Origin of the sequence: Lewinella sp. 4G2 (assembly GCF_001625015.1) — a bacterium.
Taxonomy (GTDB): domain Bacteria; phylum Bacteroidota; class Bacteroidia; order Chitinophagales; family Saprospiraceae; genus Neolewinella.
This window is the reverse complement of sequence record NZ_LVWJ02000014.1, coordinates 3,450,975-3,463,530: the sequence shown is the minus strand read 5'-3', so window position 1 is coordinate 3,463,530 and position 12,556 is coordinate 3,450,975. Positions and strand designations below refer to the sequence as shown.

Below are 12,556 nucleotides of genomic sequence, written 5' to 3'. Positions count from 1 at the left end.
GTCGCCGGTGGGTCTAAGTGGAGCTGCAGGACCACAAAAAAAGCCCGCCGGAGCTAACCGACGGGCTTAAATATTTTATGGTTTTACGCAAACCAGGGCCGCATCAGATCGCTCGGGAGTGAGGATGCTGCCACCAAATTGTGTTGTGCGTAAATAAGTGCATGGTGCAAATGTAGTCCAGCTAACGGAGAATAACAAACCTGCTCTACATGCGGGTGGGCATCTCGATCCCAAGCAAGTTCATACCGGATTTAAGCGCGTGGCCTACTGCCCGACATAATTGTAAACGGAAGGCAATCGCTGCCGGGGTCTCCGCTTTCAGGATTGAATGATCGTGCCAGAACTTGTGTAGGCTCTTGGCCAGATCGTAGCAGTACATGGCAATGACGCTAGGGTCGTTATTCTCCGCGGCGTCCTTGATCAGCTCCGGGAAAGCGTACAACTGATTGGCCAGTTCCCGCTCCGCCGGGGCAAGATCAGTGTATTCCGCTGCAGCGGAAACGTCATAATCCAATCCCGCTTTCCGCCATACGGCTTGGGTCCGTACGTAGGCGTTCTGTACGTAGGGGCCGGTTTGCCCCTGCATATCCACCGACTCTTTCGGGTCGAAGGTCATCCGTTTCTGGGGGCCAACTTTAATGATGTGAAACTTCAGCGCGGCCATCCCGATTTGCCGGATGATCGCGTCCTGCTCCTCCTGCGAGAGGCCTTCGGTGGCGGCCCGTTCCTGGCTGGCGAGTTTAGCTTCCAGGACGACCTCTTTCATTAGGTCATCAGCGTCGACGATGGTGCCCTCCCGGCTTTTCATCCGGCCCGTGGGTAAGTCGACCATGCCGTAGCTGAGGTGGTAGAGTCCGTTGGCGTAGGGTTCTTCCAGGCGTTTGAGGAGTTCGAAGAGCGTGGCGAAGTGATGGTTCTGTTCGTCACCCACAACGTAGATCATGCGCTTGGCACCGAAGTCGTCGTACCGTAACCGGGCCGTTCCCAGATCCTGGGTAATGTAGATACTCGTACCGTCGGCCCGCATGAGGGTTTTTTCGGAGAGCTTGGCGTCGGTCAGGTCGGCAAAAATCGAGCCGTCCTCCCGCTTTTGGAACACTTCCTTTTCGAGGCCGCGGTCGATCATGTCCTTACCTAGCTTGTAGGTATCGGATTCGTAGTAGAGTTTATCGAAAGTGACGCCGAGGTTCTGGTAGGTTTCCTCGAAGCCTTCGTAGACCCAGCCATTCATTTTTTTCCAGAGGGCGACGGTATCCGCCTCCCCGGCTTCCCAGTCGAGGAGCATCTGCTTGGCTTCTGCGCCCAACTGGCTGTAGTCGTTGAAGTACTTTTTGGAATAGCCTTTGAAGAACTTCTCCTCGGAGACGCCTTCCTTAGCCAAGCTTTGGTAAACCTGCTGTCCTTCTTCCGTGGATTGCCAAGCCTTGTATTCCGCCTGGAACTTCTGTTCGAAGAGGACGTAAAAATCACCGACAAAATGGTCGGGCTTCTTTCCAGTACTCTCGGGCGTTGCTCCCTCCCCAAACTTCTTCCAGGCGAGCATGGATTTACAGATCGCGATGCCCCGATCGTTAATGATTTGTACATTTTTCACGTCGTAGCCAGCCTTCTTTAGCAACTGGCTGGAGGACCAACCCAGGAGGATGTTTCGGATGTGCCCAAGGTGGAGCGGCTTATTGGTGTTGGGGCTGGCGAATTCCACCACTACCTTTTCGCCGTTGGCGGGTGCCTGGCCGAAGTCAGCGTTCTGCGGCCCGTCCAGCACAAACTCTTTCCAATAATTATCCGCGATGACGAGGTTAAGGAAGCCTTTGATAACGTTGTAGTCGGCTACTTCCGCTACGTTTTCTTTCAGGTGTGCTCCTAGTTCTTCGGCGATTACGTCTGGCTTTTTCCGGGCGATTCGCGTTAAGGGAAAGGTTACAATCGTGTACTCGCCTTCGAACTCCCGGCGGGTAGTCTGTAGGGTAACTTCCTGGCCGCTGGCGTCGGTGGCATAGAGTTCCGAAAGTGCCCGTTGGACGGCTTCAGTGAGAATGGTAGTGAGGGACTTTTTCATAGGCGGGGCGAATTTAGGGCTTGTAACGCTAAGGGCTGTGGATAAGGTCCGAACCCAAAATTTTTTTGGGGCACTCCTCAATCCTGGTTTTCCACTCCAGATCAATGTTTATCCGGGTTTGGCACGAACTCCCGTATGCTTGATTCCATACCTTGCACCTGCGGCAGCGCAAAAATGAAGAACAGAGTGACATAACTCGCGTTGCAGTAATGTGTAAACACGTAAAGCCATGTCCCAGCAACTCCGAACCGGCACGATTCTGCTCGCTGAACCATTCATGTTAGACGGTAATTTTAAGCGCTCCACCGTGCTGCTGGTGGACCACAGCCACGACGGTAGCGTAGGATTCATCCTGAATCGCAAAATGGAGCTCTCCGTAACCGAACTCGTGGATGATCTGGAAGACTTTGACGCCCCCGTTTACTTTGGCGGACCAGTTGGCTCCGACACCGTTCATTACCTCCACTGTAAGGGTGATTTGATTGAAGGAGCCGATGAGATATCTCGCGGCGTATATTGGGGTGGTGACTACGAGAAACTTAAAACGCTCATCAACAACAAGTTGATAACGCCGAATGACATACGTTTCTACGTCGGTTACAGTGGCTGGAGCGAAAACCAACTAGAGGAAGAAATGGAGATTGGTAGTTGGGTAACCGCACAGATGGACGCCAACTACCTCTTCAAAACTAGTCCGGATGAGCTCTGGAAAAAAATCATGAGCGACAAGGGACATAATTTCAGCGTAATCGCCGAAATTGAGGACAGCCCTAATTATAACTAAGCATCTCGCTTAGGGATGTGACACTTTGCACAGAAGAGCAATAATCTCTATTGCCGCTTTTTGGACCGCATTTTCGGCTTATTCCATTCCTCTTTCTGGGCAAACTCCACCACGTTCTTCATGATGGCGATCATGGACATGAAGACCAGGTAGCCGAACGTGACGACAAAAAAGATCCATGTGTAGGAACCGGCTTCGCCGATCGGAACGCCGCTGAAGGCCCAGGCGGACAGGCCAGAAAGCAAGGCCAGGCCCATAAAACTGTAAATACTTCGCCCCCAGTATTTGAGGATGTTCTTGGTCGTGGCACTCATGATGGCGTTGAACAGCGCGTAAAAGAGTAAGAAACTCGCCGCGCACAGCCAGGCCCACCGGTTATTCACCACATCTTCCGTGCTGGCGCTGACGCCCGTCCCAACTGCCTGAAACAGGAAAACGGCCAGCAGAACACCGCCGGCCTGGTAGATGGGGTCAATCTTCTTTTCAAAAATGGAGGTCTCTGCCATAATGCACTACTTTCGTGGGTGTAACGTAGACTTACGATTAAGGTTATCATTCCATGCCACTAATCACCCCGACGGCTTATTTCCCCCCGGCCCACTGGTTTGTCGCCGCAGCCAAAGCGGGTGAATGGCAGCTGGAAGCTCACGAAAATTACCAGCGGAAGGGGTTTCGCAACCGGGCGCAAATTGCGGGGCCAAACGGGCTCCTTTACCTGTCCGTGCCTCTACAAAAAGGCAAGAACCAGCGCATGCCAATTCGCGAAGTAAGCGTGGGTACCGAAGATGATTGGCGGCGGGAACACGTAGCCTCCATTCGTGCAGCTTACGGGCGAGCGCCTTTTTATGAATACTACGCCGACCCGATCCTCCAAGCCATTACCGCCGCAAGCGATAATCTCTTTGAGCTAAATTATGAACTGATTCAGCTCATTATTGACGGTTTGGGCATGAACATTAAGCTCCACAAAACCGCCAACTTTCAAGCCCTTCCTCGTACCCAAAATCTACCCCGCCTCGCGCCGTACCAACAAGTCTTTACGGATCGCCATGGCTTCCGCAGCGACCTGTCAATTCTAGACGCACTCTTCTGCCTCGGGCCAAGCCTGACCACGCACCCTACTCTGATCCAGGATACGAACGACATGCACGAGGGCGCTGCCGCAGGTGCGGTGCAAGGACCGAATAAGACCAACCTCACACCAAGGACGACCAGCTAAAACAAAGACATGACCCCACTATTAGATGCCGATCTACAGGCGACGCGGGCCAGGCTCGAAGAGATCATCAAGAACCTCCACGAACTGACGCTACGTATCGGTCACGAGGAAATGGCAAACACGGTGAGCGATCTCCGCAACCGCATCTTCGAACCCTTCATGTTCGTCATCGTGGGGGAAGTGAAAGCCGGCAAATCCAGCTTCGTCAACGCCCTCCTGGATACCGGGCAAGAAATAGCCAAGGCCGCCCCCCAACCGATGACGGATACGATCCAGCAAATCATCTATGGCGAGGAACACCGGGAAGTGATGGTCAATCCCTTTCTGAAGAAGATCTTTCTACCGGTGGAAATCCTCAAGGAAATAGCCATTGTCGATACGCCGGGGACCAACACGATCGTCGAGCACCACCAGGAGATTACCGAGCAATTTATCCCGGCCAGCGATCTGATCGTTTTTGTGTTTGAAGCCAAGAATCCGTACCGCCAATCGGCTTGGGATTTCTTCAAATACATCCACGGAGACTGGCGCAAGAAGACCATCTTCGTCCTCCAGCAAAAAGATTTGGCTAGCGAGAACGAACTCACGACCAATCTCGGCGGCGTTGCAGAAAAGGCCATCAAGGAAGGCATCGAGGCCCCGAAGGTTTTCGCCGTCAGCGCCAAGCTAGAGCAAGAGAAAACTGGTGACAGCGGATTTGGGCCCCTGCGTGAGTACATCAGCCAAAACATCACCGGAGGTAAGGCACCACGCCTGAAACTCGGGAATAGCATCATCACCGCCGAGACCATCAACGAAAAGATCGCGGATGGTCTGCTCCTGCGTCGCCGCCAGTTCGAAGCGGATACGGAGTTCCGCCGTGAGATTGAGGAAACGCTAACGGAGCAAACGGCCCAGAGCAAAAAGCAGGTTGATCTGATGGTCGAGAACATCCTCCTTACTTACGATAACATTACCCGTACGCGGTTGGAGGAACTTCGTAGCGGCCTCTCGATGTTTGGCCTGGTCAAACGCAGTTTCGCCTCCACCTTCGGCTCTACCCCTAACGCAGAAGATTGGTTGAGCAACCTGGCCAGTGGATTAGAAGAAGAACTCAACGGCAAGCTAAAGGCCCGCCTCAACGAAAACGTGGTAGACCTAGCCGAGTCTATTCAGCAGATGGTCAAGATGATTGACCTGAAGATCCGCAATAGCGAGACCATCCTCAAAAATGACCACGAACTGTTTTCCGACATCGCCGAGCGTAGAGAAAACGTACTGCGGGACTTGCAGGACCAATTCAACCGCTTCGTCAGCAACACGGAGAATTTCACGGATGAATCCATCTTCGCCGACCGTGGCAATCTGACACCCAATATCGCTGCGGGTGGTGGGATTGCGGCGCTTGGCGTCATCCTCGCTACAGTTACCACAGGCTCGGTTTTTGACATCACCGGCGGGATCCTGACCACCGTGGGCCTGCTGTTCGCCGGCTTCAGCACCCGCGGTAAGCGCCGCCGCATCGTGGACGGTTTCGAAGCGGAGATCGCCGTCGGCCGCAACAAACTCTCCGCTGAGCTGGAAGACAAGCTCAAAGCCTACATCGAATCCCTCCGTAAAAAGATCGAAGCCAACTTCGGCCGTTTCGACGAAAACCTGAAGCGGGAGGAGAATACGTTGCTCATTCTTGAAGGCAGCCACCAGGAAATTCGGGAGGAGTTGACGGTTATGGGGGCAGCGATGAAGTAGCAAGTGATGCATTGTTTCGCAGGAGCAGGAGAGGTTGGGGAGGCCTGCGGCGCTGTATGACATTCCGTCCCGAAGGGCCGGCTTGAGTAGCGATGGCACACCGTTAGGTGGCCCATTCTACTTCATCCGGAGAATTTCGAGTTACGGATATCTACCACATAGTAAACGCGAAGCAAATCAGTCCTCACTAATCGAGATTCGAGTATCGAGAATCATTAAACACTTACCTTCGCCCCATGGTATATTTAACCCGCCGCGTAACCTTTAACGCGGCTCACAAACTTCACGTCGAGGGGTGGTCCGAAGAGAAGAACCGTTCCATATTTGGCAAGTGTTCCAATAAGAATTGGCATGGCCACAATTACGAGCTGTTCGTCACCGTAAAGGGCCAACCTGACCCGCTTACTGGTTTTGTTCTGGATGCCAAGGCGCTGCGTGATCTGATTAAAAAAGAGGTGACGGATGATCTTGACCACTCCAATTTGAATCTCGACGTAGACTGGATGCCGAAAGATGTGCAGCCCACCACGGAGAACATTGCCATCAGAATTTTTGAGCGGATCGAAGCCCAAGTCAATGAACTAGGCGCTCAGTTGTACTCCGTTCGCCTCCACGAAACCGAAAACATTTACGCCGAATATTTTGGCCCCAACGGAAAGTAAGCATGCCCTTTAGCAAAGATTTAAAGTACGACCCCGCCATTACCGAAGCGCTGGCCGAGAATTACACCTCCATCATCGAAGGGGCCGGCGAAGACGTAAACCGCGAAGGATTGCTCAAGACCCCGGAACGGGCATCTAAAGCGATGCAGTTTCTCACCCAGGGCTACGAGCAGGACGCGGAAGCCATTCTCAAGGGCGCCATGTTCGCGGAGGATTACTCGGAGATGGTCATCGTTAAGAATATCGAGTTCTACAGCCTCTGTGAACACCACCTACTCCCCTTCTTCGGGAAGGCCCACATCGCCTACATTCCTGAAGGCTACATCGTTGGCCTCAGTAAGATCCCGCGTGTAGTTGACGTATTCGCCCGCCGCTTCCAGGTGCAGGAACGCTTAACGGATCAGATCCTGAACTCCATCCAAAAGACCCTCAACCCAATGGGCGTCGCCGTAGTCATTGAAGCCCAACACATGTGCATGATGATGCGCGGCGTGCAAAAGCAGGCTTCTGTCACCACGACCTCCGCTTTTACTGGAGCCTTCAAAAGCGAGCGTACGCGGAACGAGTTCCTAAAGTTGATCACGAGCGATTTGACGTAGACTATAGACTACAGACTGCAGACTACAGACTTAAATGACGCGGCCGCTCCAAGAACCCAAAATTGTCGCTTCGCTCGGTTTTGGCGCCGCGTGGAGAGCGTATTTCGTCAACTACAGACTCCAGACTATAGACTATAGACTATCTAGCCACCTAACTATCCCCGCCACACTCATATACGGCGGGTTCGCCGCCCGGTAAGCACCAATCACTGCTTCCTCTACCCCTTCGGATCGAAGCTCCTCTTCCAGCATCTTAGTGAAACCTGGGACGAGGTCTTCCGTCTTCGTTGTTGGTGTTTTTCTCTCTGCAATCCAATCGACGTAGCTATGCAGCCTTTTCCCGAGCGCTTCGAGGTGGCCTTCGGGACTGACTTTGCCGTAGTGGGTTAAGTAAAAGGCATTCGCATTCAGGGAGGCCAGGCGATCCAGTGAAGCATCCCACGCTACGACGTCGATATCCGGTGGAGGACAGGGGGGAACTACCGGGCCTCCTTTGATCATCACACCTCCGACGTCTCCCGTAAAGACAATGTCTCCGACTTGCCACGCGATGTGGTGAGAGGCGTGCCCAGGGGTATGATGAGCAGTCCAATTATTGCCGCCAATACTGAGTTGCTCGCGATCGGCAACCGCAGCAATGCGATTCGGCTCAATTTGCTCCATCTTGCCCCAGAGGCGTTCCATGTTGGCTTCACCGTAGATCCGGGCAGCGGAATTGTATAAGCGCGTAGGGTCAATCATGTGCTTGAGACCCCGGGGGTGAACGTAGACCTTTACGCCACGATTGGCCCACCACCAGGCGGCCCCAGCGTGATCGAAGTGGATGTGGGTCAGCAATAGCGTATGTACATCGTCGGGGCTTATTCCGGCTTCCTCTAGTCCGGCAAGCAGGCGCTCGTGGCTGGCGAAGGGGCCACATTCAACGAGGGTGTAACCAGCGTCGTCCTGGACGGCAAAACTGGCGATGGCAGCTTCCTCTCCCAAAAATTGGAGATCAATCGTACTTACCTGCATAGTCCATAATTTAGAGGGCAATCTACGACGAGACCCTGCATCTACGTCAGCGCCCCATGGGAGGAGGGAATTAATATTTCTAAACAAGATGCGCCCGAGACCTGAGGGCTACTTTTGTTTTCAACCATTACCTGACTGAATAATCGAAACCGTTCTCTACTTCGCTGCCGTAACGTTAGGGCTCATTGGCGTAGTCGGTACGCTGATGCCATTCATTCCGAAAGACGATTATTGGATCAGAGGTTGGGACTACCCACGCCTTCAATTGACCTTCATCCTTGGCGTCAGTGCCCTGTGCTGGGTCCTGGCCACGGACGTAACGTTGATTGGCTGGAACACGGCCGTCGGAATCTTGCTGTCCACGGCAACACTATATCAAGCCTACCGAATACTTCCCTACACGAAGTTATGGTCCACCCAGAGCCGTAACGCTCAGCACCGGGAACACGATGAGAAGCACCTGCGCCTAATGGTTTGTAATGTGTTACAAACCAATGAGCAATCAGACAAAGTCATCGCGCTGGTGCAGAAACACCAACCGGATATGTTGGTGACGCTAGAGACCAACGGCTGGTGGGAAGCACAACTCGACAAAGCGATCCTCTCGGACTACCCTCACAAAGTGGCCGTACCACTGGAGAATTTATATGGCATCCACCTCTACTCCAAACTTGAATTAATCGATCCCGAAATCACCTACCGGATTACGGAAGACATCCCCGGTATCAATACCAGCATAAAGCTGGGGTGTGGTCACGAGGTATTTATGTATTTCGTTCACCCAATGCCACCGTCGCCAACGGAAGCATACGCTTCGACCGGCAGGGACGCGGAACTGGCCCTGGTGGGTAAGCAAGTAAAGGAGCATGGGGGTACTTCAATCGTAGCCGGCGACTTGAACGACGTTGCCTGGTCCCACTCTACCCGCCTGTTTCAACGTCTGAGTGGCTTGCTAGACCCGAGAATCGGCCGCGGCCTCTTCGCTACCTTCCACGCCGAATATTGGCTGGCGCGCTGGCCACTGGATCACCTCTTCCATACGCCGGACCTGGCCCTGGTATCCTTGCAACGACTGCCCTACGTAGGCAGCGATCACTTCCCGATCCTGGTAGAATTAAGCTACGAGCCGCAGGAAAACGAAGAGGAGGGGCCGACGGCTGATCAGGAAGATCACGACGAGGCTGATGAAACCATCGCTAAAGCCAAGAAAAAAGAAGAAGACACGGTCGCTTCAGCAGTAGAAGGATAATCTGACGTTGGATGCAAAAGAATTTCAATCCGTGTTCGCAAAAAGTTGGCAAATTTGGATTTCTAAGCAGGTAGTGTTGTTAAGGGAAAGTATCTTTGTCGGCCGCCGTCCACTCCACCAGATCTTCCCTCATGAATAATGTCGTCTCGCAGCGCTTCATCAAATGCCACAACAAACTGCGGGAAGACAAAACGGTACGGAGTAGTCGAGCTTTTGCTTTGTCGCTGGAGTACCTACCACAGTCTCTCTCAGAAATACTGAAGGGCCGGCGCGACGTAACCATCGAACTACTACGTAAGGCGATCGCCAAGTACAAGATCAACCCCGTTTACATCATGACCGGTGACGGACCGATGTTCATGACCGACGAAACCAACAAGAGTTTCCGAGTGCTCAGTACCATACGTACAACCCAGGATGAAGAACTGATCGTACACGTCCCTCAACCCGCCCAATCAAGCTACGCGAATGATTTGGGAGACCCCTCTTTCATTCAGGAACTCCCCGCCTACAGCCTTCCGGATTACAAGTACAAAGTGGGTACGCACCGAAGTTTTGACGTACCCGGTGATAGCATGGAACCAACGCTGTTTGAGGGCGATAAGGTGGTCTGCTCCTTCCTCGAACCGACGCTCTGGGCCTCGGGCATCAAGGACAACTTTGCCTACGTCATTGTCACCCGCAGCGATGTGGTCGTCCGGCGCGTCAAAAACCTGATCGAGGAGAGCAAGGAATTGGAGTTGCTTCCCGAGAACAAGTTTTACGAGCCCAACCGGGTTAGCCTGGCGGAACTACGGGAGATCTGGTACGTCCGAGCGCGGATCACCCCCTTCCTCCCCTCCCCCCAAAACGTACAGCGTTACGCGCACGATGAGATGAGCCAACTGAAGGAAACGGTCCTCAAGCAGAGCCAGATGCTGAATAATTTGACTACGGCGGTGGATAAGTTGTCTCGGAAGTAGTCTTTTAGTAGCGTAGTCGGGTAGTCGGGTAGTTAAGTCGCTACTCACTGACTACTTTATAGTCCCAGGTTACTTCTACGCCGCCGGCTTTCAGCATTAGGCTGACGCTGCACATTTTTTCCATACTCAGGCGGCAGGCGCGTTCGGCTTTTTTCTCGTCGATGTCGCCGACTAATTCGTAGCTGACGTGGATGCCGGTAAAGATGCGCGGTTCTTCATCGCGTCGTTCTCCGGTTACGGCGATGCGGATGTCTTTGAGGTCCTGACGCTGCTTCTTAAGCAGGAGGATAATGTCAATCGAGCTGCAGGCACCGACGGCGGATAGGACCATTTCCATCGGCCGCATACCGTTATTGTTGCCTCCAATCGCTGGGCTGCCGTCGGAAACGACGGTAAGCCCGTCTGCGTTGGTTGCCTCAAGGTTGAAGGCATCATCGATGCGGTGAAGATTGATGGTCATGGCGTGTGTTTCTGCAAGAAAGCGTACGACTTAGATAAGTTGAGTTAGAATTCCTAATTCGGGTACTCCATCTCCGTATCGATGCCTACGGCTTCGTGCCACTCCAACCCGTGCGGGCCGAGTTTTTCCAGGAAGGGGTCGGGATTAAATTCCTCTACGTTGAAAACGCCCGCACCGGTCCACTCTCCGGTAAGGAACATCATCGCACCGGTCATCGCCGGCACCCCGGTGGTGTAGCTTACGCCCTGAGCGCCCGTCTCTTCGAAGGCGGCGGCGTGGGAACAATTGTTCCAGATGTAATAGGTTTTGTCCTTTCCGTCTTTGATGCCCTTAATCCGGCAGCCGATGGAGGTTTGCCCGGTATAGTTGTCACCTAGGCTGCCGGGGTCGGGCAGCACGGTTTTTAGGAATTCCAGAGGAATGATCTCGTGGCCCTGGTGCATCACCGGCTCAATGCCAGCCATTCCGATATTTTGGATGACCCGTAGATGGGTCAGGTATTCTTCGCCAAAGGTCATCCAGAAACGAGCCCTCTTGATGGTGGGGAAGTTCTTTACCAGGCTCTCCAATTCTTCGTGGTATAGCACGTAACTAGCCTTGGGGCCGACGTCCGGATAGTTCAGGTCTTTTTTGATGCTGAATGGCGAAATTTCTACCCACTCGCCGTTTTCCCAGTACTTCCCGTTCTGGGTGATCTCCCGAATATTTATTTCCGGGTTGAAGTTGGTGGCGAAGGCCTTTCCGTGGTCGCCAGCGTTTGCATCCACGATATCCAGGTAGTGGATCTCATCAAAATGGTGCTTGGCTGCGTAGGACGTAAATACCTGCGTAACGCCTGGATCAAATCCACACCCGAGAATGGCCGTCAGCCCGGCTTCCTTAAAACGCTCCTGGTAGGCCCACTGGTGGCCGTATTCGAACTTGGCTTCCTCCTTCGGCTCGTAGTTAGCCGTATCGAGGTAGTGGACGCCGGCGTTGAGGCAGGCATCCATAATGGTGAGGTCCTGATACGGAAGCGCCAGGTGTACTACCAGTTTCGGCTGGTATTCCTGAAGAAGCGCCGTCAGGGCTGGCACATCCTCTGCATCAATGGCACGTGTTGTGATCTTGTCGTAACCCAACTGTTGTCGGATGTCGGCAGCTATGGCATCGCACTTACTTACGGTGCGGCTGGCGATCATGAATTCCGAAAACACTTCCGGGTGTTGGGCACACTTAAAGGCAGCAACCCGGGCAACTCCGCCCGCGCCGATGATCATTATCCTACTCATCACTCAATTATTTGCTGGTACGTAGCTTGATAACCTGGCTGCCTTAGGGCAGATTTGGGAAGTCAACCGCTGAAGGTTTTTCGATTGGCGTGATCATGGGTAGATCAACCACCTTGGCTTCCTTCGGGCCAACCGTCATGAACCGCAGGAACCCGCCGTGAGATTCGGCAACGTGGTGGGCGAAGCTCTTGAAATCTTTATAGTAGAGATAGCCAAATGGGGCGGGCAATTTGGCCAGCACGTCGTTCAGTTTGCCCAGTCGTTCGGCGATGGCTGCCTGGCGCGCGTTCAGTTCGGCGGGCAGTTCGACGCTCAGTGCGTTGATGCGCTCACCCAGATTTTCGCCCACGATTTCGTAGTAGGCGATCAGGTTACCCAGGTTGTTAAAGCCTCGGATGTTGGCCAGTCGTTTAGCTTCGGCGAGTTCTACCTCATCCATATCGTCATCTGCCCCGGCTACGAGGATCGTGATGAGGGGGATAGCGTCGTACATGGCCTGTTCTTCGGCCTTGGAGAGGTTATTGAATTCTTTAAGCATATTTGGTCGTT

Annotated in this window: 13 protein-coding genes; 7 read left to right on the top strand and 6 right to left on the bottom strand. The window is 53.4% G+C overall.

What is annotated here, in order from left to right; all coding sequences use genetic code 11:
- Positions 1 to 205: 205 nt before the first annotated feature.
- Positions 206 to 2,059 (bottom strand): arginine--tRNA ligase, encoded by a 1,854-nt coding sequence (argS, locus tag A3850_RS14385; RefSeq protein ID WP_068217875.1) that lies wholly within the window; start codon positions 2,057 to 2,059, stop codon positions 206 to 208.
- Between the two features lie 229 nt (positions 2,060 to 2,288).
- Between argS and A3850_RS14380 the strand changes: the two genes are divergently transcribed.
- A complete protein-coding gene (locus A3850_RS14380; RefSeq protein WP_068217871.1) occupies positions 2,289 to 2,843 on the top strand; it encodes a YqgE/AlgH family protein in 555 nt (184 codons plus the stop codon).
- Between the two features lie 47 nt (positions 2,844 to 2,890).
- On the opposite strand, the gene A3850_RS14375 is transcribed toward A3850_RS14380, so the two are convergent.
- A complete protein-coding gene (locus tag A3850_RS14375; RefSeq protein ID WP_068217868.1) occupies positions 2,891 to 3,349 on the bottom strand; it encodes a hypothetical protein in 459 nt (152 codons plus the stop codon).
- Between the two features lie 53 nt (positions 3,350 to 3,402).
- On the opposite strand from A3850_RS14375, the gene A3850_RS14370 reads away from it, so the two are divergent.
- From A3850_RS14370 to folE, 4 genes are all read left to right on the top strand, one after another.
- Positions 3,403 to 4,062 (top strand): WbqC family protein, encoded by a 660-nt coding sequence (locus A3850_RS14370; protein WP_068217865.1) that lies wholly within the window; start codon positions 3,403 to 3,405, stop codon positions 4,060 to 4,062.
- Positions 4,063 to 4,071: 9 nt separating this feature from the next.
- Positions 4,072 to 5,790: a dynamin family protein gene (locus A3850_RS14365; protein WP_068217862.1), complete on the top strand. Its 1,719-nt coding sequence runs from the start codon at positions 4,072 to 4,074 to the stop codon at positions 5,788 to 5,790.
- A 236-nt stretch (positions 5,791 to 6,026) separates the two neighbouring features.
- Positions 6,027 to 6,452: a 6-carboxytetrahydropterin synthase gene (locus A3850_RS14360; protein WP_068217859.1), complete on the top strand. Its 426-nt coding sequence runs from the start codon at positions 6,027 to 6,029 to the stop codon at positions 6,450 to 6,452.
- Between the two features lie 2 nt (positions 6,453 to 6,454).
- Positions 6,455 to 7,051: a GTP cyclohydrolase I FolE gene (gene folE / locus A3850_RS14355; protein WP_068217856.1), complete on the top strand. Its 597-nt coding sequence runs from the start codon at positions 6,455 to 6,457 to the stop codon at positions 7,049 to 7,051.
- A 132-nt stretch (positions 7,052 to 7,183) separates the two neighbouring features.
- Here the strand turns inward: folE and A3850_RS14350 are convergent, their stop codons facing one another.
- Positions 7,184 to 8,065: an MBL fold metallo-hydrolase gene (locus A3850_RS14350; RefSeq protein ID WP_068217852.1), complete on the bottom strand. Its 882-nt coding sequence runs from the start codon at positions 8,063 to 8,065 to the stop codon at positions 7,184 to 7,186.
- A 265-nt stretch (positions 8,066 to 8,330) separates the two neighbouring features.
- On the opposite strand from A3850_RS14350, the gene A3850_RS14345 reads away from it, so the two are divergent.
- Positions 8,331 to 9,314, top strand: coding sequence for an endonuclease/exonuclease/phosphatase family protein (locus A3850_RS14345; protein WP_197494063.1), 984 nt, complete (start codon positions 8,331 to 8,333; stop codon positions 9,312 to 9,314).
- A 131-nt stretch (positions 9,315 to 9,445) separates the two neighbouring features.
- Positions 9,446 to 10,276, top strand: a complete 831-nt coding sequence (locus A3850_RS14340; protein ID WP_068217845.1) for a LexA family transcriptional regulator — start codon at positions 9,446 to 9,448, stop codon at positions 10,274 to 10,276.
- A gap of 40 nt (positions 10,277 to 10,316) precedes the next feature.
- On the opposite strand, the gene A3850_RS14335 is transcribed toward A3850_RS14340, so the two are convergent.
- The 3 genes from A3850_RS14335 to A3850_RS14325 are packed head-to-tail and all read right to left on the bottom strand — an operon-like array spanning position 10,317 to position 12,545.
- Positions 10,317 to 10,736, bottom strand: coding sequence for an OsmC family protein (locus A3850_RS14335; protein WP_068217842.1), 420 nt, complete (start codon positions 10,734 to 10,736; stop codon positions 10,317 to 10,319).
- A 53-nt stretch (positions 10,737 to 10,789) separates the two neighbouring features.
- A complete protein-coding gene (locus A3850_RS14330) occupies positions 10,790 to 12,007 on the bottom strand; it encodes a saccharopine dehydrogenase family protein (RefSeq protein WP_068217839.1) in 1,218 nt (405 codons plus the stop codon).
- Positions 12,008 to 12,050: 43 nt separating this feature from the next.
- A complete protein-coding gene (locus tag A3850_RS14325) occupies positions 12,051 to 12,545 on the bottom strand; it encodes a hypothetical protein (RefSeq protein ID WP_068217836.1) in 495 nt (164 codons plus the stop codon).
- Positions 12,546 to 12,556 lie beyond the last annotated feature (11 nt).

What these genes read in the sequence shown, in the direction of transcription:
- argS (WP_068217875.1), bottom strand. Translation starts at nt 2,059, where the DNA reads ATGAAAAAGTCCCTCACTACCATTCTCACTGAAGCCGTCCAACGGGCA.
- A3850_RS14380 (WP_068217871.1), top strand. Translation starts at nt 2,289, where the DNA reads ATGTCCCAGCAACTCCGAACCGGCACGATTCTGCTCGCTGAACCATTC.
- A3850_RS14375 (WP_068217868.1), bottom strand. Translation starts at nt 3,349, where the DNA reads ATGGCAGAGACCTCCATTTTTGAAAAGAAGATTGACCCCATCTACCAG.
- A3850_RS14370 (WP_068217865.1), top strand. Translation starts at nt 3,403, where the DNA reads ATGCCACTAATCACCCCGACGGCTTATTTCCCCCCGGCCCACTGGTTT.
- A3850_RS14365 (WP_068217862.1), top strand. Translation starts at nt 4,072, where the DNA reads ATGACCCCACTATTAGATGCCGATCTACAGGCGACGCGGGCCAGGCTC.
- A3850_RS14360 (WP_068217859.1), top strand. Translation starts at nt 6,027, where the DNA reads ATGGTATATTTAACCCGCCGCGTAACCTTTAACGCGGCTCACAAACTT.
- folE (WP_068217856.1), top strand. Translation starts at nt 6,455, where the DNA reads ATGCCCTTTAGCAAAGATTTAAAGTACGACCCCGCCATTACCGAAGCG.
- A3850_RS14350 (WP_068217852.1), bottom strand. Translation starts at nt 8,065, where the DNA reads ATGCAGGTAAGTACGATTGATCTCCAATTTTTGGGAGAGGAAGCTGCC.
- A3850_RS14340 (WP_068217845.1), top strand. Translation starts at nt 9,446, where the DNA reads ATGAATAATGTCGTCTCGCAGCGCTTCATCAAATGCCACAACAAACTG.
- A3850_RS14335 (WP_068217842.1), bottom strand. Translation starts at nt 10,736, where the DNA reads ATGACCATCAATCTTCACCGCATCGATGATGCCTTCAACCTTGAGGCA.
- A3850_RS14330 (WP_068217839.1), bottom strand. Translation starts at nt 12,007, where the DNA reads ATGAGTAGGATAATGATCATCGGCGCGGGCGGAGTTGCCCGGGTTGCT.
- A3850_RS14325 (WP_068217836.1), bottom strand. Translation starts at nt 12,545, where the DNA reads ATGCTTAAAGAATTCAATAACCTCTCCAAGGCCGAAGAACAGGCCATG.